18 protein-coding genes are annotated in these 24,361 nt (G+C 42.1%); 4 read left to right on the top strand and 14 right to left on the bottom strand.

All coding sequences use genetic code 11. The annotated features are described in order from the left end of the window. Positions 1-98: 98 nt before the first annotated feature. Both gltD and gltB read right to left on the bottom strand, forming a co-directional pair. Positions 99-1,583: a glutamate synthase small subunit gene (gene gltD / locus ACH6C1_RS08145; RefSeq protein WP_366249742.1), complete on the bottom strand. Its 1,485-nt coding sequence runs from the start codon at positions 1,581-1,583 to the stop codon at positions 99-101. Between the two features lie 15 nt (positions 1,584-1,598). Continuing rightward, on the bottom strand, positions 1,599-6,146 hold the full coding sequence (gltB, locus tag ACH6C1_RS08140) for a glutamate synthase large subunit (RefSeq protein WP_374076238.1): 4,548 nt from the start codon (positions 6,144-6,146) through the stop codon (positions 1,599-1,601). A 132-nt stretch (positions 6,147-6,278) separates the two neighbouring features. Between gltB and gltC the strand changes: the two genes are divergently transcribed. Then, positions 6,279-7,181 (top strand): glutamate biosynthesis transcriptional regulator GltC, encoded by a 903-nt coding sequence (gltC, locus tag ACH6C1_RS08135; RefSeq protein ID WP_095222756.1) that lies wholly within the window; start codon positions 6,279-6,281, stop codon positions 7,179-7,181. Positions 7,182-7,214: 33 nt separating this feature from the next. Here the strand turns inward: gltC and ACH6C1_RS08130 are convergent, their stop codons facing one another. Next, positions 7,215-8,102: a 5'-3' exonuclease gene (locus tag ACH6C1_RS08130; RefSeq protein ID WP_374076236.1), complete on the bottom strand. Its 888-nt coding sequence runs from the start codon at positions 8,100-8,102 to the stop codon at positions 7,215-7,217. 112 nt (positions 8,103-8,214) lie between these two features. Between ACH6C1_RS08130 and msrA the strand changes: the two genes are divergently transcribed. After that, a complete protein-coding gene (gene msrA / locus ACH6C1_RS08125) occupies positions 8,215-8,745 on the top strand; it encodes a peptide-methionine (S)-S-oxide reductase MsrA (protein ID WP_095222758.1) in 531 nt (176 codons plus the stop codon). A 39-nt stretch (positions 8,746-8,784) separates the two neighbouring features. Here msrA and ACH6C1_RS08120 read toward each other — a convergent pair whose 3' ends face one another. The 3 genes from ACH6C1_RS08120 to ACH6C1_RS08110 all read right to left on the bottom strand — a co-directional run bounded on the left by ACH6C1_RS08120 (position 8,785) and on the right by ACH6C1_RS08110 (position 11,796). After that, entirely contained in the window at positions 8,785-9,789 is a 1,005-nt protein-coding gene (locus ACH6C1_RS08120) for an LLM class flavin-dependent oxidoreductase (RefSeq protein ID WP_374076233.1), read from the bottom strand. 191 nt (positions 9,790-9,980) lie between these two features. Further along, positions 9,981-10,532, bottom strand: coding sequence for a GNAT family N-acetyltransferase (locus ACH6C1_RS08115; RefSeq protein ID WP_374076231.1), 552 nt, complete (start codon positions 10,530-10,532; stop codon positions 9,981-9,983). 301 nt (positions 10,533-10,833) lie between these two features. Further along, entirely contained in the window at positions 10,834-11,796 is a 963-nt protein-coding gene (locus ACH6C1_RS08110; RefSeq protein WP_374076229.1) for a TRM11 family SAM-dependent methyltransferase, read from the bottom strand. Between the two features lie 134 nt (positions 11,797-11,930). Between ACH6C1_RS08110 and ACH6C1_RS08105 the strand changes: the two genes are divergently transcribed. Next, complete coding sequence (locus tag ACH6C1_RS08105) at positions 11,931-13,103, top strand: trans-sulfuration enzyme family protein (protein WP_374076227.1); 1,173 nt, start codon at positions 11,931-11,933, stop codon at positions 13,101-13,103. A 496-nt stretch (positions 13,104-13,599) separates the two neighbouring features. Here the strand turns inward: ACH6C1_RS08105 and xylB are convergent, their stop codons facing one another. From xylB to xylF, 5 genes are all read right to left on the bottom strand, one after another. After that, entirely contained in the window at positions 13,600-15,099 is a 1,500-nt protein-coding gene (gene xylB, locus ACH6C1_RS08100; RefSeq protein WP_374076225.1) for a xylulokinase, read from the bottom strand. Positions 15,100-15,176: 77 nt separating this feature from the next. After that, positions 15,177-16,499, bottom strand: a complete 1,323-nt coding sequence (xylA, locus tag ACH6C1_RS08095) for a xylose isomerase (protein ID WP_374076223.1) — start codon at positions 16,497-16,499, stop codon at positions 15,177-15,179. Between the two features lie 15 nt (positions 16,500-16,514). Further along, a complete protein-coding gene (locus tag ACH6C1_RS08090; protein WP_374076221.1) occupies positions 16,515-17,681 on the bottom strand; it encodes a sugar ABC transporter permease in 1,167 nt (388 codons plus the stop codon). Continuing rightward, the gene (locus ACH6C1_RS08085; protein WP_374076219.1) at positions 17,656-19,191 is read right to left on the bottom strand and encodes a xylose ABC transporter ATP-binding protein; all 1,536 of its coding nucleotides are present in this window, start codon (positions 19,189-19,191) and stop codon (positions 17,656-17,658) included. Before ACH6C1_RS08085 ends, ACH6C1_RS08090 begins: the two co-directional genes overlap by 26 nt. A gap of 128 nt (positions 19,192-19,319) precedes the next feature. After that, positions 19,320-20,408, bottom strand: coding sequence for a D-xylose ABC transporter substrate-binding protein (gene xylF / locus ACH6C1_RS08080; RefSeq protein ID WP_374076217.1), 1,089 nt, complete (start codon positions 20,406-20,408; stop codon positions 19,320-19,322). Between the two features lie 223 nt (positions 20,409-20,631). Between xylF and ACH6C1_RS08075 the strand changes: the two genes are divergently transcribed. Continuing rightward, the gene (locus ACH6C1_RS08075) at positions 20,632-21,246 is read left to right on the top strand and encodes a YesL family protein (RefSeq protein ID WP_374076215.1); all 615 of its coding nucleotides are present in this window, start codon (positions 20,632-20,634) and stop codon (positions 21,244-21,246) included. A 37-nt stretch (positions 21,247-21,283) separates the two neighbouring features. Here the strand turns inward: ACH6C1_RS08075 and ACH6C1_RS08070 are convergent, their stop codons facing one another. The 3 genes from ACH6C1_RS08070 to ACH6C1_RS08060 form a co-directional block, all read right to left on the bottom strand. Continuing rightward, entirely contained in the window at positions 21,284-22,105 is an 822-nt protein-coding gene (locus ACH6C1_RS08070) for a carbohydrate ABC transporter permease (RefSeq protein ID WP_095222769.1), read from the bottom strand. Between the two features lie 15 nt (positions 22,106-22,120). After that, entirely contained in the window at positions 22,121-22,999 is an 879-nt protein-coding gene (locus ACH6C1_RS08065; protein WP_095222770.1) for a carbohydrate ABC transporter permease, read from the bottom strand. Between the two features lie 70 nt (positions 23,000-23,069). After that, positions 23,070-24,359, bottom strand: a complete 1,290-nt coding sequence (locus tag ACH6C1_RS08060; RefSeq protein WP_374076212.1) for an extracellular solute-binding protein — start codon at positions 24,357-24,359, stop codon at positions 23,070-23,072. Positions 24,360-24,361: the final 2 nt, after the last annotated feature.

Raw genomic sequence — 24,361 nt, 5'->3', positions numbered from 1 at the left:
AAATACTGGCAGGAGATCTGACAAGTTGCTGGCTTGCATTCCATTATGGCGGCATAATAAAAGCAGAACCTCCGTTAAACGGAAATTCTGCTAAATATTTAAGGTAAGACAGTCTCACCCATAAGCTGAAGATCAACCTGTTTGGCAACGTCCCTGCCTTCGTTGATAGCCCAAACGATCAGACTTTGTCCGCGGCGGGCATCGCCGGCAGCGAATACTTTATCTACATTCGTGCGATAATCTCCGTAGGCTGCTTCTACGCGTTTGTTAGGTGTTACATTAACACCAAACTCTGTAAGCAGCGGCGTTTCAGTACCTTCGAAGCCGATGGCGATCAACACGAGCTCAGCAGGCCATACTTTCTCAGATCCTTCAACTTCCTGGTAAACGAACATGCCTTTCTCATTACGTACTTTCTGCATATCGATTGTATGCAATTCCTTAAGATTGCCTTGCTCATCCTTGACGAATTTCGTTGTCTGGATAGAGTATTGGCGCGGGTCTTCCCCGTAAACCGCTTTTGCCTCTTTATGCGCATATTCCAAACCGAATACGTGTGGATACTCCGGCCATTGGTTATCAGCACTGCGAGCAAGCGGAAGCTGTGGGTGTTTCCCGAATTGCGTAACGCTTTTTGCGCCTTGACGGACAGCTGTAGCGATACAATCCGCACCAGTATCTCCGCCGCCAATAACGATGACATCTTTGCCAGCCGCATCGAACTCCGGCTGAACAGCTTGTTTCTCATCAAGCAGAGCTTTTGTCGAAACGGTCAGATAATCCATTGCAATATGAACACCTTTGGATTCTCTTCCTTCGATCACAAGATCGCGCTGCTGTTGAGCTCCTGTACAAAGAATGACAGCATCGTATTGGTCACGAAGCTCTTCAGCAAGGATGTCCTTGCCGATTTCTGTATTCAGGACAAAGTCGATACCTTCCTGACGCAGTAAGTTGATACGACGTTCCACGACTTCTTTTTCCAGCTTCATGTTTGGAATACCATACATAAGCAATCCGCCAGCACGATCAGCACGCTCGTATACGGTTACTGTGTGCCCAGCTTGGTTCAGCTGATCCGCACTAGCCATACCGGCAGGTCCAGATCCGATAATTGCGACCTTTTTACCCGTACGCTTTTGTGGAATGCGCGGTGTAATCCAGCCATTTTCAAAGCCTTTATCGATGATTGCACGTTCTATATTCTTGATGGCAACTGCAGGATCGCTGATTGCTACCGTACAGGAACCTTCACAAGGAGCCGGGCAGACACGGCCAGTGAATTCAGGGAAATTATTCGTCAGCATCAATCGTTCCAATGCCTCTTTCCATTTCCCCTTGTACACAAGGTCGTTCCATTCCGGAATCAAGTTGTAAATAGGACAGCCAGATGTAGCGCCGCCAATCTCCATACCGATGTGACAGAACGGTGTACCGCAGTCCATGCAGCGGGCTCCTTGTGTCTTCAGCGTAGCATCAGAGAAAGGAGCGGCGTATTCGTTCCAGTCCCGGGTCCGTGTCTTTGGATCGCGTTCATTTGCTTCTTCTCTTTTGTAGTCGATAAATCCGGTTGCTTTCCCCATACTTCCACCTCTTTCTTAATGTACTGCTGCAGGTTTCTCGGATTCTTTTACTGGTTTTGGCTGCTGGTTTTTCAATACGAATGCTTCCATGACAGCCTCTTCCTGCGATAGTCCAAGCTCACGCTGTGCATCGATTTGATGCATCATGCTACGGTAATCGATTGGAATCACTTTTACAAAGTATGCCAGTTCCGCTTCCCAGTTTTCCAGGATGAAGGATGCTTTTTCACTATCTGTGTAAGCAGCATGCTTCTCGATCGTGCTGCGAAGCTCCGCAATTTCCCTCTCATCAGACAAATGTTCAAAGTCGATCATTTCTGTATTGCAAAGCTGTTTGAATGCTTCCCGGTCAGCCGTATGAATGTAAGCAATTCCGCCCGACATTCCCGCAGCAAAGTTTTTGCCGACTTCACCAAGTATGACAACTTTACCGCCAGTCATATATTCACAGCCATGCTCTCCGATTCCTTCTACAACAGCTGTTGCTCCACTATTTCGGACAGCAAAACGTTCACCTGCCATACCGTTGATATATGCTTCACCAGAAGTCGCTCCATACAATGCAACATTACCGGCAATAACGTGCTGAGCAGCGGATACTTGGAATCCAGCTGGTTTCTTGACAATCAATTTCGCGCCGGACAAACCTTTACCGACATAGTCATTGGCATCTCCCGTAACTTTCAAGGTCATACCCTTCGGTGTAAATGCACCAAAGCTCTGGCCTGCTGAACCATTGAAATGCAGATTAACAGTGTCTTCCGGAAGCCCTGCTTCAGCAAATTTCCTGCTGATTTCACTGCCAGCAAGTGTTCCGGCTACACGGTTGATATTGCGGATTGGAAGCTCCAGATTCACTTGCTCCTTGCCAGATAATGCTTTTTCAAGATGCGGCAGGATATCTGTCGTATCCAATGCGATATCGATCTTATGGTTCTGCGGAGTATTGTAAGTCCGAGCTCCATCGATCTGATGCAGCAATCTGCTTAAATCCAGCTGTCCTGCTTTCCAATGCGATTGTGCTCGTTCCGAAACTTCAAGTACATCTGTACGGCCGACCATTTCCTCCATTGTGCGGAAACCAAGCTCAGCCATGATTTCTCTTACTTCCTGTGCGATGAATGTCATGAAGTTTACGACATGATCCGGGTCCCCCATGAATTTCTTACGAAGCTCAGGGTTTTGCGTCGCGATACCAACTGGACATGTGTCGATATGACAAACACGCATCATAACACAGCCAAGAACAACTAATGGCGCTGTTGCAAATCCGTACTCCTCTGCTCCGAGCAATGCTGCCATGACAACATCACGGCCAGTCATCAATTTACCGTCAGTCTCCAAACGGACACGGTCACGCAAACCATTCAGCATAAGTGTCTGGTGTGCTTCCGCCAATCCGATCTCCCATGGCAGACCAGCGTGCTTGATGCTAGTTTTCGGTGATGCTCCTGTTCCGCCGTCATAACCACTGATGACGATGACATCTGCGGCACCTTTTGCTACACCGGCAGCAATTGTGCCGACGCCGCCTTTGGCAACTAATTTAACACTGATTCTTGCATCGCTATTCGCATTTTTTAAGTCGTGGATGAGCTGAGCCAGATCCTCGATGCTGTAGATATCATGATGCGGAGGTGGAGAAATCAAACCAACTCCTGGAGTCGATTTTCGAACGTCTGCAACCCATGGATACACTTTCTTTCCTGGCAGCTGTCCGCCTTCCCCAGGTTTTGCACCTTGCGCCACTTTGATTTGAAGCTCATTTGCCTGCACTAGATAAGAGCTCATAACTCCGAAACGGCCAGAAGCAATCTGCTTGATGGCACTTCGGCGTGAATCTCCGTTTTCATCTAGCCTATAGCGCTTCGCGTTTTCGCCACCCTCACCACTATTACTTTTTCCGCCTAGACGGTTCATCGCGATGGCCAATGCTTCATGTGCTTCCTCACTGATCGAGCCGAATGACATAGCACCTGTCTTGAAGCGTGTCACAATGCTTTCAACCGATTCGACTTCTTCAAGCGGAATCGGATTGGACTTCTTGAAATCGAATAAGTTACGAAGGAAACCGAGCCGTTCTTTATCGGCAGCTTCGGTGTATTCCTTGAACAGCTCATAGTTATCACGGCGGCATGCCCATTGTAGCGTATGGATCGTTTTCGGGTTGAACGCATGATGCTCGCCGTTTTTACGCCATTGGTATTCACTGCCTGTTTCCAAGGCTGTGGTTGTTGATTTGTAAGCTGCATGGTGGCGTTTTTTCGCTTCTTCAGCTATCGTCTTTAAGTCGATTCCATCAAGCTGGGAGGTTGTTCCTGTGAAGTACTTGGAAATAACACCATGACTGATACCGACTGCTTCGAAAATTTGTGCGCCGCGGTAGCTTTGCACCGTACTGATGCCCATCTTGGACATCACCTTGACAACACCCTCAGTCATTGCTGCTGCATATTGTCTGACGGCTTCCGGATAAGTCAGCGCGATATCGCCATTATCAATGCTTTCCTTCAGGGTTGCGTATGCTAAATATGGATGAATAGCATCAGCACCATAACCTAGAAGCGTAGCCACATGATGCACTTCGCGAACTTCTCCGGCTGATGCAATCAAACTGACCTTCGTGCGGAGACCTTTCCGTACAAGATGCTGATGCAAGCCGCTTACAGCAAGCAAGGTTGGGATCGGAACATAGATATCAGACATGAGGCGATCTGTCAGCACGAGTACACTGACACCTTTGCTGATCGCATCCTCTGCTTCCTGGAAAATTCGTTCCATACTCTTCTTCAGATTTTCTCCGAACAATGTATGAATTTCCTGCAGCTTGAAATTGCCGCTCGGTTCAGAAACTAGTTGTTCCAGCTGATTGTTCGTAATAACTGGTGAAGCTAACTTGATCCGTCTGCAATTCGTTTCATCCGGATGCAGCAGATTGCCTTCTTTTCCAAGATAAGATAGCGTGCTTGTAACGATTTGTTCCCGATAAGCATCAATCGGCGGGTTCGTTACCTGAGCAAACAGCTGCTTGAAATAAAAGAACAATGATTGCGGGCGGTCAGACAGCACGGCTAACGGTGTGTCATTCCCCATAGCCCCGATTGGGTCTTTGCCTTCTGATACAAGCGGAACAATATACTTCTGCACATCTTCATATGTGTAACCGAAAGCTTTTTGTTTTGTAATAAGGTCTTCAACAGCGCTATCGTCAGAAACAGTCTGATCATGGAGTTCCACAATGTTCTCATCCAGCCACTGCTGATAAGGTGCTTCTGCTGCCATTTCCTGCTTTATTTCCTCATCAGGAATCAAACGGCCTTGCTCCATATCCAGTAGAAGCATCTTGCCAGGGCTAAGACGATCTTTCAATAGGACGTTCTCTTCTTCTACATCAAGCACGCCTACCTCTGAAGATAGGATGAGATGGTCATCTTTCGTTACGTAATAACGTCCTGGACGCAGACCATTACGGTCAAGAACCGCACCAATTTGTTTTCCATTTGTAAATGAAATGGCTGTCGGGCCATCCCATGGCTCCATCAATGTGCTATGATAAGCGTAAAAAGCGCGTTTTTCCTTATCCATATAGGGGTTCTTATCCCATGGTTCAGGAATCATCATCATCGCAGCGTGAGCCGGTTTACGGCCAGCAAGCACGAAGAACTCAAAAGCATTATCCATGATGGAAGAATCGCTTCCGTCTGTATCAAGAATCGGCAGGATCTTTTCTGTGTCTTTGCCGAATGCTTTCGATACTAACTGCTTTTGGCGGGCACGCATCCAGTTGACGTTCCCTTGCAGTGTATTGATCTCTCCATTATGAATCAGGTAGCGGTTTGGATGGGCCCGTTCCCAGCTTGGGAATGTATTTGTACTGAAACGGGAGTGTACAAGTGCAAATGCACTTTCGAATAATGGGTCCTGCAAGTCCAAGTAGAACTGATCCACTTGCACTGAAGTCAGCATTCCTTTATAGACGATCGTCTCACTGGAGAAACTTGCAAAATACAGATGCTGCTGCATTTCTTTCGCTTCGTTTTCCGCCTGTTTGCGGATGACATACAGCTTACGCTCGAATGGAAGACCTTTTTCTGTGTTCTCTCCTTTGCCGACGAAAAGCTGACGGACGAAAGGTTTTACATCCTTCGCCATGATGCCGATGTGCGTGTCATCGACAGGTACCGTGCGCCAGCCGATTACGTGCTGACCTTCTGCTTCTACAAAGGCGGTGATTTTACTTTCCAGCTCTTCCTGCTGAGCATCCTGTGTGTTGAAGAAAATCATGGCAACGCCGTATGAACCAGGCTCCGGTAACGAAAATTCAGTCTTTTCGGAAAAATAACGGTGTGGCAGCTGCACCATGATACCTGCTCCGTCCCCTGATGCAGGATCGCTCCCTTGCCCGCCGCGGTGATCCAGCTGACACAGCAGCTGTAATCCTTTTTGGACAATATAATGGGCGGCTTTACCTTTCATATGCGCGTACAAACCGATTCCGCACGCGTCGTGCTCAAATTCCGGTCGGTATAAGCCTTGTGCTTTTGGTAGGAAATGAAATGCCATTATTAATCCCTCACTCTCTGTCTCGAACCGACATGTTGTCTTATTAAACATTGTAGGTTTTCTAATTGATCGAAACAATATATAATTTAGATAGAATCAATCTCAATTTGAGATAGATCGGAGGATTATAGCATGGAATTGCGTCAACTGCGCTATTTTATCGAGGTTGCCAAGCGGGAGCATATGTCTGAAGCAGCTGAATATTTACTTGTTGCTCAGTCCGCCATCAGCCGCCAAATCAGTAATTTAGAGGATGAACTTGGAGTGGATCTGTTTGAACGGGAAGGCAGAAATGTCAAACTGACTAAAATCGGGCGCACCTTCCTCTCTCATATTGAAACAGCTATGCAAGCAATCGATTATGCCAAAAAGCAAATAGACGAACATTTGGATCCGGAGCGCGGGTCTATCAAAATCGGCTTTCCAACGAGCTTGGCTGGGCAGCTTTTGCCGACAGTTATCTATTCATTCAAAGAAGCTTATCCGAATATCCAGTTCCAGCTACGCCAAGGAACGTATCAATTTCTGATTGAACAAGTGTCCCGCGGTGATATCGATATTGCTTTTATTGGCCCTGTACCGAGGGATCACGATCGAATTGATGGAGAAATTCTGTTTACAGAGAGCTTTTCAGCCCTCGTTCCAGTCGCTCACCGATTTGCTGAACGGGAGCAGCTGCATCTGAAGGATTTGCAGAGCGAGCAGTTCGTACTTTTCCCTGAAGGTTATAAACTGCGCCAGCTTGTGATGGATGGATGCAAAAAAGCTGGATTTGTACCGACTGTATCATCAGAAGGGGAAGATCTGGACGCTATAAAAGGACTCGTTGCAGCCGGCATCGGCATCACTATTTTGCCGGAAAGTACATTCTATGATGCTACGCCCAGGATGACTGCGAAAATTCCAATTACGTTTCCCGAAGTAAGGAGATCGGTCGGTGTCATCATGCCGCGAGAAAGACAAGTAGCGCCGTCCGAAAGGTTATTCTACGAATTTGTCCGGGAATTCTTTTCCCGTTTACAGCAATTCAGATGAAAAAAGCGACTGTGCGTTATGCACAATCGCTTTTTAATTTGCCAGCTGGTCAGCAGCACGCAATAAACGGCTTAGCTTTGTCAGTTCAAATTCCTCAAGCATGGCCTGTTTCTGCTTCTCATCTACGGACCAAACAGCATCTTCAAGTTCACAGCTGATGGGAACCTCGCAATGGATAGCAGCAAGCTTTCTGCTCAAATGCAGGTTATCCAAATCAGATTCGATTTTCTTCCGTACTCCTGCTGGAAGTTCCTCCAGGTTCTCAAGCAGCTTATCGATATTTTCATATTGAGTCAGCAGTTTGATAGCAGTCTTTTCACCAATACCCTTGACTCCAGGATAGTTATCGGAGCTATCTCCCATCAAACCTTTCATATCAATGATCTGCGCTGGTGTCAGTCCTTTTTGTTCGAAAAAGCTTGTTTCCTGGAATATTTCGTAGTTGCCTTCACCTTTTCGCATAATCGCAACATCGATATTCGGCCGGACGAGCTGCAGCATATCCTGATCACCCGTAAGAACGGTAACCTGATGTCCTTCTGCCGCATAAAGGCTGGCCAATGTACCGATGCAGTCATCTGCTTCATAGTTTTTCAATCCGATATTCGGGATACCATATCCAGCTGCAACCTGCTTCACTGCTTCAAATTGTGGAATCAGCTCAACAGGCGGTGCCTCACGATTCCCTTTGTATGTGTCCAGCATTTCGCTGCGGAATGTCTTTGAACCCATATCCCAGCAAGCAGCAACATGTGTCGGTTCAAAATGATCGACAGCAGCAGCCAAATGACGGATAAAGCCATGCAAGCCATTTGTCGGCATACCCTTTGAGTTGATCATAAAATAATTTCGGTAAGCAGTAGCATGAAATGCGCGGAACAAAATCGCCATGCCATCTATTAGTAAAATATGATTTTTCATAACAAGTTTCACTGTCTCCTTTTTTCTTTCATCCTTATAGTTTAACATACTAGTACAAGTTTTATATATAGGGTAAAATAAGTCATATTGCACCAGGGAGGAGCTATTAACTATGACAACAAACTTTGCCAAAGCTACATTCGCAGGAGGATGCTTCTGGTGTATGGTGAAGCCTTTTGATCAATGGGACGGCGTCGAATCCGTCATCTCCGGTTATACAGGCGGACACGTCGAAAATCCGACTTACGAACAAGTGAAAACAGGTACGACAGGACATTATGAAGCTGTCGAAATTACGTATGATCCTACAAAAATAACATATCAGCAAATACTGGACCTATATTGGCCGCAAATCGACCCTACCGATGCAGGCGGACAGTTCCAAGATCGCGGTGACCAATACCGTACAGCTATCTTCTATCATGATGACGTACAGGAAGAACTAGCCCAATTCTCGAAGAAAGCACTTGAAGAAAGCGGCAAGTTCAAGCAGCCGATCGTAACGGAAATTTTGCCGGCAGCTGTTTTCTACCCTGCTGAGGACTATCATCAGGACTTCTATAAGAAAGAAAAAGAAGCTTACGAGGAAGACCGTGCTAAATCCGGACGTGATGAATTCATAGAGGAACATTGGAATAAATAAAAGGAGCGAGTTATTCGCTCCTTGTTTAAAGCATTTAGTTTACATAATAATGTTACGGTCTACCTCTTGTTTGATAAGTTCATATGATTTCCATTTGGCTTCTTTATCGTAGATATTTGTAATCAACATGAACTCATCTGCCTCATATTGCTTTTTAAGCCTTTCAAGTTCCTTCCTTACCTTTTCTGGAGTTCCGATGACACAACGCTTGCGGTTTTGCTGGATTGTTTCTTTATCCTCTTCTGTCAGCTGGCGTTTATTAATGAGTTCCGGAGATGGTACTTGTGTATCTCGTCCTTTTCCGACACTCAGCAGCCAATGATCCTGACTCTCGGCTAACTCTTCCGCCTTTTCTACTGTTTCAGCACATACGACAAATATACAAACGATGCCATATGGCTTTTCCCTCGTGACAGACGGACGGAATGCTTCCTTATATACAGGCATAGCATTCGGCTTAGCAGGACTGATGAAATGGCCGAACACATAGCCGATACCCAATTCACCTGCTCGCTTGGCACTTCCCTCTGACAAACCAAGCACCCATAATGGTGCCGGCTCGCTGACACGCGGGGAAGCTTTTACCGAACGATAAGGATGCTCGCGTGGGAGGGCATTATAAAGGAAACCTTGCAGCTCCGCAAGCTTTCTCGGGAATTCGCCCATCCCGCTTTCTGCTCCGTCTGCTAAAGCACTCCGGGTCTGTTCCGTTCCGCCAGGCGAACGACCAACTCCAAGATCCACTCGACCTGGAAAAAGTCCAGCTATTGTATGAAATGTTTCCGCCACTTTCAGCGGGCTGTACTGCGGCAGCAGCACGCCGCCTGTCCCTACTTTTATTGTAGTTGTCGCACTGGCAATCCTCGTAGCCATAATTTCAGGTGCGACGCTCACTAAACCATTTGTATTATGATGCTCAGCAAACCAATAACGCTCATAGCCTAATCTTTCCGCATGCAGAGCCAATTCCACGCTTTCCTGCAATGCCTCCTCAGGCGTTGAACCTCTCCTGATCGGTGCCTGATCTAGTACGCTAAGCTTCATGCGCCCACCTCTTCTCTGCTCTTCTCATTTCTTATTGTAGGGAAAGTGGCGGGAAGCATACAAGGTATCAGCTCAATAACGCAAAAAGTACTTTAAAAACCGAAACCCACGCCATTTACTCAATGTATTGAGCGCATGAAATTCGATTATTAACCTCGTATTGCGGCAACGCATAAAATTATACCTTTATCTTAATCTACTATTTTTCGTTCTAAAGTATCCTCTACTAAGGACCAGGCCTCATGACAGCTTGGAGCTGTTATATAGGGTCTAAATCCATAATTCAAGTACATATTAATCGCTTGGTAACTTGTTGTTTGCGAAGTAAGATAGGCCTTTGAATGATAGTTAGCCAAGATATTCATAGCTGCACTTAGTAAAGGTTTGGATAGTTTTTTTCCTTGGTATGCAGGAACAATTCCCACCCAATGAATTCTCCCTAATACTTCTCCATCGTCCTTTAAGTTGCCATACCATGCCGTTGTTGTTCCAATCACTTCTTCATGCTCATTCTCGATGAACACACATCTATTCATCATTTCATTAATATAGGGTCCAAATTCTTTATGAAAGTGCTCCAGTGCAGAGTCTTGATTTTCAAATTCACCTACACTGGCTTCCACACGTGCCCAATGATGCTCGTCACCTTTCTCAAATAATCTAATACGAAATCCATCTGGAAGCGCATATTGCGGGATATCCATCAAATCTTCTCTCACCATACGAAGTGAAATTCTCTTCATTTAAGTCAGCTCCTTATATAAATCCATTTTTGTCCATCTAGTCTTTAAAGCGGTTCCTTTCACTAATTCATTTATGTATTCCATAATAGGAGGGCTTAATCTCGAACCATTTTTCTAATAAATTCATCTGAAGACGCATTTCTATTAATCTATCCTGTAACTTTTACGCTTACCCCTCTATTTGTATTCGCTTTCATTTTTGCCTCTCCAGTAAAATCGGAGCATAATTCCATTAGTTTTATTGGTTTTATAAGATAATGATAGAAGCAGCTAATAATTAAGTTTCTCAACGCAAAAAGCTTCATTCACACACTACTACCTGCCTGGAAAACAATGCCTTCAATCCCTTATTAGCAACACATCGATCCATGATCGTAAAGCCTGCTTTCAAAATCATCTCGTCCATATCTTCGATAGTTAGAATGACCACTCTGTCGGCAATCCTTCTGGCATGCTTAATGATCGTGTACTGTTCTTCCGCTGTTGCACGGGAATAAAGATTATATGGCATATCAATAATCGCGACGTCATAGTGCCCTTCTTGCTCGGCAATATCTTGAACTGCCACTTCCCCATGATAGTCAAAGTGGGCAATATTTTCCTGAGCTCCCTTAACCGCAAGAGGATTGCGATCCGCTCCAGTTATGGTTATCCCCATCGAGAGCGCTTCCACCAGGACTGTGCCGATTCCACAGCAAGGATCGATCACACTAACATCTGCCGGGTCTGGAACTGCAATATTCACAACCGCTCTGGCTAGACGTGTACTTAGAGCTGTCGAGTACTCCTGCGGCTTTTTAGCATGTTGCAGCCAGACTGATTCACTCTCGGCATAACTGCCGAAATACCAGCGTCCTTTAAAGGGAATAATTCCAAACAGAACATCAGGGTTTCGCATTTCTGCCTTGCCTATGATATTCCACCCGACTTTCTTCTCGATTGCCCGCTGTTCTTCAAATTCTATTTTCTTGCCGCTTGGCAGGTCATTTATTTTAATATAAAGCACCTTGAACGTCTTATTATCAAGCTCTATTTGATTTACTTGCTTGACGATCTCTTCAACAGAATCTCCGGAATAAAGAATAGTAAGTCTTCCTTTTATAAACGGACTTCTGCTTGGTTCAATCATAGTTGTACTTTTGATAAGATTGTCTGATTCTTGTCCAAAAAGCTCTCTTTGCTCTAGTCTGCAGAGTGAACCTTCCTCCAGACCCTTTGTATATACATATAAATATTCATTTGTTTCGATACTTCGGTTTTCCATGCTTTAAGCCTTTCTTTAAGCCTGTATTCTTGTTAAAAACCCATTATACCAAAAGAAAAGGATTCAACTTAAAAAGTATGAAAAATAATAAAATCCACATAATGAAAACTAGACAAACTCTAGGAGAGTAATCAATGGCAACTAATGAGGAAAGATTGAAGGATATCGAAATATGCATGCATTATGGCGAGGACCCGGAAATCTATAATGGTGCAGTTATTCCACCGACATTTGGTAACACCCTGTTCGTTTACCCGACCTTTGAAGAATTGGGAAACGCAGTGTCGAGGGAACAAGATCATTTTGTTTATACACGTGGAACTAACCCTACCGTGCATATAGCAGAGCGGAAGCTAGCTGAACTGGAACGCGGTGAAGCCTGTAAATGCTTCGCATCGGGAATGGCTGCCATTAGTGCTGCATTACTTAACAGTCTTAAAAGCGGTGATCATGTATTGTGTATCAGCAATGTCTACTTCTCTTCTATGGATTTCCTTACATATATGGAAAAGTTCAATGTATCGCACTCTGTTATATATTCCACAGACATTGCCGCCATTGAACAAGCATTGCTGCCTACTACAAAAGTAATCTATTTAGAATGCCCGACAGATCATAATTTCAGGCTGGTTGATTTAAAGGCGCTTGCCAGCTTGGCCAAAAGCAAAGGAATTCGAACGATTATTGACAACACCTGGGCCACACCGCTTTTTCAAAAACCTTTAACACATGGCATTGACATCGTAGTACATTCCACATCGAAGTATTTAGGTGGACACAGCGATTTAATGGGAGGAGCTGTTATATCGAATAAGCAGATTATAAGTAAACTGTTCACCGATGAATTTATTTTATTTGGAGGAATAATGCCTCCTCAAGAAGCTTCCCAGCTGTTACGCAGCCTGCGAACTTTACCGATACGAATGGCAACACATGAAGCAAATGCCCTCAAAGTTGCGAAGTTCTTAGATTCTCATTCAGCTGTTGAGGCAGTTCATTATCCTGGACTGCCATCCCACCCAGACTATGAATTGGGACAAAGACAACTAACAGGATACTCTGGATTATTAAGCTTTACGCTTAAGAATGCTACCTATGAAACGGTGAAAGAGGTTATAAATAAAGCAAAAGTATTTCAAATTGGCGTATCATGGGGTTCCTTTGAGAGCTTGATCATGTCTCCTAACTATGGGAATAATGCTGAACAGCTGAAAATGGAGTATACCAGCCCAGGGCTTATCCGGATATCTATTGGGCAAGGCGATGCGGATGAGCTAATACAGGATTTGAAGCAAGCATTGGCATGAACAGCATTTTAGCTTGTCTGTGTAATCTTCAGTGATTTGGTGATAAGTTGAATAATAGTATATTCAATGTATTCTTTTAATCATTTACACAGTTTAACTTCAAGTTCTCATTTCCGTTCGTTTCATACTTTGTGAGGGGATCAAACATAAGCATGCAACTCTTATCGGAGGTATGATAGGAATTTTCAAAAATAGCACAATCATTGCTGTTATTGACGTTTCGTATACCTTTGGTAATATAGGGTTTTGGGGTATGAGTAATGGAATCGTTGTTATCGTTTGCTCTATCAGCGATAATAAAAGATTATTACTGGCGGATGGTTACTAATCCTTACTACAGCAACTGGAGTTTATGCTTTTACCGTACTATATTTAATACCAGGTACCATGGCTTTAGTAGCTGGTATCCATTTGTTAAACAAAAGAAGTAGTTAATAAAAGAATTAAAAGGCCAAGTCTACAATAGACTTGGCCAATACACGTTAGAGAAGTTCAGTTATGTTCTATAGGCTTTTAATTCTATGTTCAAACTCTTAGTTTTGGAATAAACTTGCTGGTAAATACTGAACAGCTTTTGGTATTTTTGAACATTAGCCTCTTTCGGTTTGAATTCCTTCATTCTTTCAATGAATACTTCGGCACATTCCTCGAGTGTCGCAAACCATTCAACTCCTACAGCTGCAAGCATTGCTGCGCCGACACCAGGACCTTGTTCACTCTTTAAACGGACAATATTTGCATCAAAAATATCCGCTTGCATTTGTAACCATTCATCATTTTTTGCTCCGCCGCCAATCGAGATAATAGTATCAATAACATTGCCATTTTCCCGGAATATTTGAATTGATTCATTAAGCGAAAAAGTAATTCCTTCCAGAATTGCCCTTACAAAATCCTTTATATTATGAGAAGCGTCCATTCCAATAAAACTACCACGTATAACCGAATCAGCATAGGGAGTCCTCTCGCCAGTAAGATAAGGTGTAAAAAGTAAACCATTGGAACCTGCTGGAACAGTATCAATACCATCAAGTAAATCCTCAAAGTTATACTCTCTAGCGAATACCTCTTTAAACCAGGTTAGACTGTAACCTGCTGACAAAGTAACGCCCATCGTATAAAATGAATCCTTTTTTCCATGGTTAAAATAATGTACCCTTCCTTCAAAATCCGAATCAGAGTTGTCTTCATAAGACAAGATAACGCCAGAAGTCCCAATAGAGCATAAGGTTTCTCCTCTTTTTAAGATACCAGAGCCAATGGCCCCGCAAGCGTTATCTGCCCCTCCTGCAAATACTCTGGTTGATTGGGATAAACCTGACTCAGAAGCAAAGGAGGGTGTTAATGTCCCTATGTATTCATGTGATTCTACAAGCGGAGGACATAAAGAAGAAGCAATACCTATATCGTCACAAATTTCGATACTCCATTTCTTTTCTTTTACATTCAATAAAAGTGTTCCAGCAGCATCTGAATAATCAGTAGCGAGATGTCCTGTCATGCGATAACGCAGATAATCTTTAGGAAGCACGAAAGTCGATGCGTTCTTGAACAATTCAGGTTCATTTTCTTTCACCCATAATAATTTTGGCAGAGTGAATCCCTCAAGAGCTGGGTTTTTAGTTACAGTCAGCAATTTCTCCCTGCCTACTTTATTATAAATTTCCTGACATTGCTTAGTAGTACGCGTATCGTTCCATAATATGGCATCGCGAAGAACATTTCCTTCTTGGTCAAGTAAAACAAGTCCATGCATTTGACCGGAAAAACTGATACCTTCGATGTCTTCTATATTTCCATCAAATTTACTCAAGAGCCCTTTCAAAGCGTTGACCGTCTTACTAACCCACTCCTCCGGATCCTGCTCACTATAACCAGACTTACGTTGAATTAACGGATAAGCAATTGTTTGTTCCAGACAAACTTTCCCTGATTTATTAACTAGCAGCGTTTTGACGGCACTAGTACCTAAATCAATTCCAATAACATATTTCAAGCCTGCTCCCCCTTTACGACATAATAGGATATACCAGAGTCAAGCTACAAATCATCTGGTATATCCCTTTTTTTGCGCTATTTAGATAGAACGTTTAGTAGATATTGATTAATTGTTGCTTTTAACTGTTCCGTTCGACCAGAAGTATTTGAAATTTCCCCTAATCCAAGTGCATACTCCTCCAGTTTATGGAAGTCTGTTTCGTTCTCCACTATCTGTTTTCCAATTCCACTTGCATAGCTGCTGTAACGAGATGCAATAAAATCTTCCAAAACTCGATCTTCTATTAGTTTTTGCGCTGTTTTTAAACCAATTGCAAAGCTGTCCATTCCCGCAATATGTGCGTGGAAAAGATCATCTGCTTCAAATGAACCACGTCGTACCTTCGCATCAAAGTTTAATCCTCCTTTACCAAGCCCGCCGTTTTGCAAGATCTCATACATCGCTAACGTAGTAGTATATAAATCTGTAGGAAATTCATCTGTATCCCAACCAAGCAATGAATCACCTTGGTTTGCATCAACAGAACCCAACAATCCATTAATGCGCGCCACCCGCAGTTCATGTTCAAATGTATGACCTGCCAATGTGGCGTGATTTGCTTCAATATTAAATTTAAAATGATCCTGTAGATCATAATTTTGAAGGAAAGCTAAGCCAGTGGCTACATCAAAATCATATTGATGTTTGGTTGGCTCTTTTGGTTTCGGTTCAATCAAAAATTGTCCTGTAAAACCAATTTCTTTCGCATAATTGACAGCCATATGGAAGAAGCGCCCAAGATTGTCCTGCTCAAGCTTCATGTCTGTATTCAATAGCGTTTCATAACCTTCACGTCCACCCCAGAACACATAATTCTCTGCTCCTAGGTCCTTCGCAACTTCTAGCCCCTTCTTCACCTTGGCAGCGGAATAAGCATACACATCCGCATTAACAGCTGTTGCTGCTCCATGAACAAAGCGTGGATGTGTGAACATATTCGCTGTATTCCACAGAAGCTTTGTTTTACTAGTATTCATATATTCCTTTATCATGGAAACAATTGAATCCAGATTTTGATACGTTTCAGCAAGTGAATTTCCTTCAGGTGCAATATCTACGTCATGAAAACAAAAGAATGGTACATTCAGTTTTTCAAAGAACTCAAATGCAGCCTCAACACGAGCCTTAGCCAAATCCATGCCAGAAAACTTATCCCACGGCCGCTGCATATTGCCGTCTCCAAACGGATCTGAGCCATCCATCGTCATGGTATGCCAATATGCAACACCAAACCGAAGTATCTCTTCCATCGTCTTGCCAGCAATTCTTTCCTCAGGATCATAAAACTTAAACGCTAAAGGATTAGTAGATGCAGCACCTTCGTATACAATTTTATTAACGTTTTCAAAATAACCCATCTTTATTGCCTCCTATTATTTTCTACTTGATATATCTACCCAAACTGCCAGAATGAGAATAAGACCTTTCACGATATATTGCCAAAACGCCTCTATATTCATAATGCTCATACCATTATCGATACTAGCCATTATCAGAGCACCAATCAAAGCTCCGGTGATTCTTCCCTTTCCTCCCATAAGGCTTGTTCCTCCAATGACACAGGCAGCAATAGCATCCAATTCATACATATCACCAGCACTTACAGTTGCTGCATTCAATCTGCTTGTCAGCAAAATCCCACCTATGCCCGCCAAAGCTCCCATCGTGATGAATACCCAAAGTGTATTCCATTTAATATTGATACCTGATAGTGCAGCAGCTTCCTGATTTCCACCAATAGCATACACGTAACGACCGAATGCCGTTTTGTTTGATATAAAGATGAAAATCGCTGCCAGTACGATTACGATGAAGATAGGGACAGGTATTCCTAAGTAGCGATTTAACATATAGGTGGCAAGAAGAATAAAAAAGGAATATAACGATACTTTTCCATAATCTATGATGCCTGCAGGAATCACTAATCCTAACTGCTTCCGTTTAAAACGGTTTCTGTAAGTACCATAGATTAACAATGCAATACTGATCACTGCAAGGATGTATCCTAATACATATGGGAGATAGCTGTTTCCTATTTGTTTAAAACTTTCATTCATAGGAGCAACCGTTTGCCCTTTACTAATTCCAATCAGTATTCCTCTAAAAACCAGCATTCCACCCAAAGTTACAATAAAAGCAGGCACTGCGCGATATGCAACCCACCATCCTTGCCATAAACCTAGCAATGCTCCGGCAATCACAGTCACAATTATGACAGGTATTGTTCCCCATCCGTGCCAGACCTGCAATATAGCGGCAATCCCGCCAAGCAATCCGACCAAAGATCCAACCGACAAGTCAATATGACCTGCTACTATAATCAATGTCATTCCTATTGCCAGTACAGCTATCACTGACATTTGCGTGAATAAATTGGAAATATTTCTTGATGATAGAAACTCCCCACCGGTGAAGATACTAAAAATCACAGCAATCAATACTAATGCAATAATGAGTGTGTATGCTTGTAAGTCCAACTTAAAAGTTAATTTAGGTTGTTTTCCTGATTCACCTTTAGCCGATGGAAGTGGACTGTTCATTTTGCTTTCCTCCTGTGGCACAAGTCATGATTTTCTCTTGAGTGGCATCGGCCCGTAGGAATTCACCTGTGATTTTCCCTTCAGACATAACGATAATTCGATCAGACATACCCATTACTTCAGGGAGTTCTGAAGAAATAATGACGATACCGACTCCTTCCTTGGCGAGTTCATTGATAATTTTATAGATTTCATACTTGGCTCCGACATCTATCCCTCTGGTAGGCTCATCAAGAATAAGTATCTTTGGATTGTTCATTAGCCATTTACTTAGTACTACTTTTTGCTGATTGCCGCCGCTTAACTGGCCAACCTTCGCTTCTAGATTAGGAGCTTTCAATTTCATTTTATCAGTTACCATGGTTGCATTTTTGACTTCCAATGCTGCATCGATCACTTTAAACTTCATTACTTTATTAAGAGCAGCAAGCGTTGTGTTCTTTGTAATTTCCATACCCAATACAAGCCCATATCGCTTCCGGTCTTCTGATACGTAGGCCATTCCGTGCTTAATGGCATTAGAAGGTTGGGTAATATTTTTCTTTGCCCCTTCTATCAGGACAGATCCCTTCTTCTTACCTTTCAAACCTCCAAACAAGCTAACGAACAATTCCGAACGTCCAGCCCCCATTAAACCCGAAAACCCTAGAATCTCTCCTCTTCGAAGGCAAAAAGACACATCTGAGATCAATTTTTTCCCTGATTCATCTGTAAAAGAGTAATCTATGACTTCCAAAACATTATCTCTTCCAATTGCATGCGGCTCATAAGGAAAAAGCTCTGTTAAGTCACGACCAACCATCTTGGATACAATTTTTTGTTCTGTCATATCCTTAATCAGTTCTGTACTAATAGTTTTTCCATCACGTAGAATGGTTACGGTATCAGCTAACTCTAAAACCTCTCCCAGTTTGTGAGAAATGTAGATACAAGTAACTCCTTGGTCCCGTAAGTCATTCAGTAAATTGATCAATACCTTTACATCACTTTCTGTTAATGCAGCCGTCGGTTCGTCAAGAATCAATATCTCTGTTTTCTTTGTTAATGCTTTTGCAATTTCCACTAACTGTTGTTTTCCTACAGTCAGGTCACCTACTTTAACCTGAGGATCTATATTCAGACCGATTTCTGCTAGCTTTTTTTTAGCTTCAGAGTAAATTTTGTTCCAATTAACGATTTTTTGTCGCATTAGATCATGACTAAGAAACAGATTTTCTGCTACCGACATCTCCTCCACTAGTGCTAACTCCTGATAAATAATCCCTACCCCAGCTTCCTGAGATTCTTTAATTGACTTAAACTCTGCCTCCTTTCCATTGATATAGATTTGTCCACTATAACTATTGTGTGGATATACTCCGCTGAGTATTTTCATTAATGTGGATTTTCCAGCGCCGTTTTCACCGCACAGTGCATGTATTTCTCCTTTTCTTACGGAAAATGTTACATTATCTAAAGCACGTACACCTGGGAACTCTTTTGTAATACCTTTCATTTCAAGTGCAAACATGCCTGGTGTCATCTCCTTAAGTCAGTTGTTTTATTGGGATGCCAGCAAGAGTTAACTTTACAGCAGCAGAATCCCCTTACCATCGATCTGAACTCTTCAGATATGATACAGATAACTCACGTGTTTTATTATGGAGATGCTGGTCGCTCACTTTCCGGGACGTTTTTGTACACATCATCAAATGTGTGGAATCCATCATTGATAACAGTTTCTACCAAGTTATCTTTATTTACTTGAATTGGATCTAGTTTGATGAATGGCACATCCTTTGTTCCATTATTAATGCTGGAATCAGCTGTTACTTCTTCTCCCTTTGCAAGCTGCACGGCTACTTCAGCACTCTTTGTTGCTATCTCTTTAATAGGCTTATAGATAGTCATTGTTTGTGTACCTTCTGCAATTCGCTGTACTCCAGCTAGATCGGCATCCTGACCCGATATGGCAACTTTACCGTCCAGTCCCTGAGCTTCAAGTGCCTGAATCGCACCACCAGCAGTACTGTCATTGGAAGCGACAACAGCGTCTATTTCATTTTTATTAGCAGTCAATGCGTTCTCCATGATTTTTAGAGCTTCATTGGCATCCCAGTTCTTAGCCCATTGGTCACCTACAACTTCAATATCCCCACTATCAACTAACTGCTGCAGGATATTCATCTGACCTTCTCTGAATAACTTGGCATTATTGTCAGTAGGAGAACCTCCCATTAAGAAGTACTTACCTGTTGGCACCTGTTCCACCAGATATTCTGCCTGCATTTCTCCTACACGTACATTATCAAAAGAGACATACGCATCTATATCAGTGCCATTAATCAATCGATCATAAGAAAGTACAGAGATTCCTTCTGCTTTAGCCTGATCAACAACTGTGGAAAGAGCGTCTGAATTGATTGCAATGATTACAAGTGCATCAATATCTTGAGACAGCATATTTTGAATCTGTGAAAGCTGCTTAGCTTCGTCTCCATCAGCTGATTGTACAAGAACCTCCGCACCAAGTTCTTCAGCCTTCTCCACAAAAAAGTCACGATCGTGCTGCCAACGCTCAAGCGTTAAGTCGGAAACAGACAAGCCTATCTTTAATCGATTGTCATCATTATCTTGACCTTCACCATTGTTAACGCTTTCATTTCCTGCATCTTGACCACAGGCAGACAAGACCATTACAAGCATACCGATTAGCAATAATGATAGTAAGCCCTTACATTTTTTCATGTTTTTAAGCCTCCCCTTCTCTGCTTACTTTATTTCCATTTGATGATATCACCGAAAACTTAGTTTGTCTAGACGATAAACTAAGTTTTTTTTGATTTCCCAACTCATATTTATTCGTCAGATAATCATATACTTTAGTATTTTTTTATTTTATAATGTAAGTGCTTTCATAACCTTTTTATTTCCTGTCTTAAAACTAACTAGAATAAGGGAGGGTATTGCATTGAATAGACTCAGCAGTTCCTTATATCAACTATTTGAATGGATCACTCGCTTTGCATATCTGAATGTTCTATGGATACTTTTTACAATTGCCGGCGGTTTTATCTTTGGCTTTTTCCCTTCTACTATCGCAATGTTTACCATCATTAGAGATTGGTTAAAAGGAGAATCAGGTTCTGCTTTATTCCCTTCTTTTTGGACATATTTCAGAAGGGAATTTTGGAAAAGCAACCGATTAGGGGTTTTTGTTACAGTGCTTTCTATTATCATTGTTATTGATTTCTGGTATATGCACATCCTTACAACATCCTTGACCTGGACTCATATCCCATTGCTGGTATTCATCCTCTTTTCATTACTTTTATTGTTCTATCTTTTTCCGACTTTTGTTCATTACGACTCAGGTGTGAGAACAATCATCAGGAATGCCTTTCTCATCATGTTGATTCATCCTTTGCATACTTTATTAATTCTTATCTGTCTCGCTTCCTTAACAATGATCATGTACGTGCTCCCTTCCTTGGCATTTCTATTTGGCGGCAGTTCCTATGCATTTATCACTATGTGGCTTAGCCTTCATGCCTTTACTAGTATGAGAAAGAAGAGTACTACGTAAAAAGAGCAATCCATAAGAGGATTGCTCTTTCCTTCTGTTACCCTTTAACTGCACTAGAAGAAATTCCTTCTACCACTTTATTGCTGAAAAATAGGAAGGCAAGCAGTATCGGCAGCATGCTAATGATAAGAGTTGCCCCAATTGCTCCCCAATCCGTCATATATTGTCCGACGAAATTTTGAATTCCGACTGTCAGTGTTTTGTATTCATCTGAACTTATAAATGTATTCACAAAAACAAACTCATTCCAGTTATAAATCATATTAATTATCACCGTGGTAGATATAACAGGAATCGTCATTGGAAGGATGATCTTAAAGAATATCCGATGAACCGAACAGCCGTCCATTATAGCCGCCTCTTCAATTTCACGGGGCAATGTATAATAGAACCCTAATAGGATCATTAAAGTAATCGGCAAATTATAAGCCGTGTAAGTAATGACGATTGACCATGGATTATCTATCATATTCACATTCAAAAACATATTGAATAAAGGAATAATAGAAGAATGGATAGGTATCATCAAACCTACCATAAATAGCCCCAGAACCAGTTTACTCCATTTCCATTGCATCCTGGTAATCGCAAAAGCAGCCATACTTGCTAATAATACTGTAAAAATTATTGCTACTCCTGTAATCCAAACGCTATTCCAGAAGTAACTTCCAATACCGCTATCCCATACCTTTACATAGTTTTCCCATCTGAACTCTGATGGTAACGAAAATGGAGATTTGGAAAAGATCTCTTGGTTATTCTTTAATGAGAAGAGAAATAGCCATAATATCGGAAACACTTGAAAGACTGCTACCGCACTCAAACAAACATAAAGAAGAATGTAACCCACTTTCTTCAATGCATAAACCCCCTCTTAATATTGAAGTTCTTCCTTAGAATCTGTAACCTTTCGGACAATTAAAGTAACAATTAGTGTGATGATCAACAATAAAAAGCCAATAGCACTACCATAACCAAAATCATTACTGGAAAACGCCAGTTTGTACATATAAGACGCCATTACTTCACTAGCACCATTAGGTCCCCCGCCCGTCATAACGTATATTAGATCGAAGTACTTGAGTGAACCTACAACTGCAAGTACAATCGTCACTTTTACAACACCCATTATCAAAGGTAATTTAATTTTATATGCAATCTGAAATGGAGTAGCTCCATCTATTCTAGCTGCTTCAATAATAGACTCGGGGATATTTTTCAATGCAGCATAATAAATCAGTATATAAAAACCAGCATACTGCCAAAGTATTGGAATAAAGATGGCATACAATACCACGGCAGGTTCAGCAAGCCACGCTGGTGGATTGTCTACCCCGAAAGAAGCTAATATGCTATTTAAGATACCGTTGGACGGATTAAATACTTTAATCCATAATTGTGCTATTGCTACAGAAGATAATAGCATCGGAATTAGGTAAATTTTCCTCAGCAAATTGGAGCCTTTAATTTTTGATGCAAGAATCAACGAGATTGCCAAATACACAATCAAACTTAGTGTAGAAAACAAGGCAAGCATGAAAGAATGAAAGGCACTTGACCAAAAAAGTCCATCTTGAATAGCGTTAAAGTAATTTTCCATACCTATGTACTTCATGGCACCAATACCATCCCAGTCCATTAAGCCATAGTATCCGGACAATAACAGAGGAATAAAGATAAAAATACTGATCAGTAAAAATGCCGGGAGAATATACATCCCAATAATCCATTTATTAGACATAACTCTGTTCATAGTGATCGCCTCCCTTTTATAAAAAAAGGGCAATCCAGCTATAGGCTTGCCCTCTTCATCCGTTGATTAATTATTTTGATAGAGCCTCTTCATGCTTCTCGGCAAACTCTTCGGGTGTTACCTCTTTACCGAATAGTGATTGAATCATATCCAAATGGGTTTGGGCAACATCTGCATTCATTTGGACATCTGCAAATAATGTTATATTGCTTGCATTGTTCAAATCATCAAGTACATCTACATACATATCGGGTAAATCTAGCGAAGCAGCATCTACTTTAGTAGCCGGAATGACCCCAGCTTCAGTAACTGATTTCTCGCCCCATTCCTTCACGAAAAATGCTGCAAAATCTTTTGCTTCTTCTTTCACATCAGAATCTTCAGCAACAAACAATCCTACTCCTGGTCCCCCCACATAACTGCTCATTTCACCTTTTCCATCAACTGTTGGGAAAGGGAAGTAACCCACAGAATCGCGGAACTCCTGAGGTACATCCTCATTTGTTGTGTAATTCGGAAGATCCCAAGTTGCGATCAAATACATAGCAGCCTGCTCATTCATAAACATACTTTTTGCTTCCTCGTCTGATAGTCCATTGAATCCTTTAAGGAATGCGTCCTTATCAACCAAGTTCTGTACTTCTTCAGCAGCAGAAACCAATGCAGGATCAGTGAAAGAACCTGAACGGTTGATAGCATTTGTTAAGACATCTCCCCCACCGATCCTGTCAGCAAAATACATGTACCATAGAGATCCTGTCCAGCGATCTTTATTGCCTAAAGCTATTGGAGCCACTCCATTTTTAGCTAGTGTTTCTACTGCATTCTGAAACTCTTCATATGTTTTCGGCGCTTCCAAACCATTCTCTTCAAAGATCTTTTTATTGTAGAATACGGTTGCAATATTTAATTCAAGCGGTAATCCATAGGTACTGCCTTCAATTTCATATGCTTCGGGTATTCCAGAAACAAAGCTGTCTTTTAAATCACCTTCAAGTAAATCATCTAAAGGTGCAAATTTCTTGCCGTCGACATAAGGTTCTAAATAACCTGCAGCCCAAGTCATACCGACATCAGGTAATTCATTGGAAGTAGATAACACTTTAATCTTATCCTTATATTGCTCGTTACTAAGAACCTCCAATTTAACCTTTACATCCGGATTGTCTTCTTCAAAATCAGCGACAATTTCCTTTACGATTTCGTTATGCTGCTTAGAGCTTCCTTCTGGCCATAAATGCATAAACTCAATCGTCTTATCTCCGGAACCTGAAGCACCATCAGAGCCTGAACATCCACTGATCAACAACAACGAGGAAATAATAGCGAAGACAATTGTAACCGCTTTCTTTTTGTTCAATT

This window comes from Terribacillus sp. JSM ZJ617, from assembly GCF_044383785.1.
Classification (GTDB): Bacteria; Bacillota; Bacilli; order Bacillales; family Amphibacillaceae; genus Terribacillus.
This window is presented reverse-complemented; position numbering and strand designations above follow the sequence as displayed.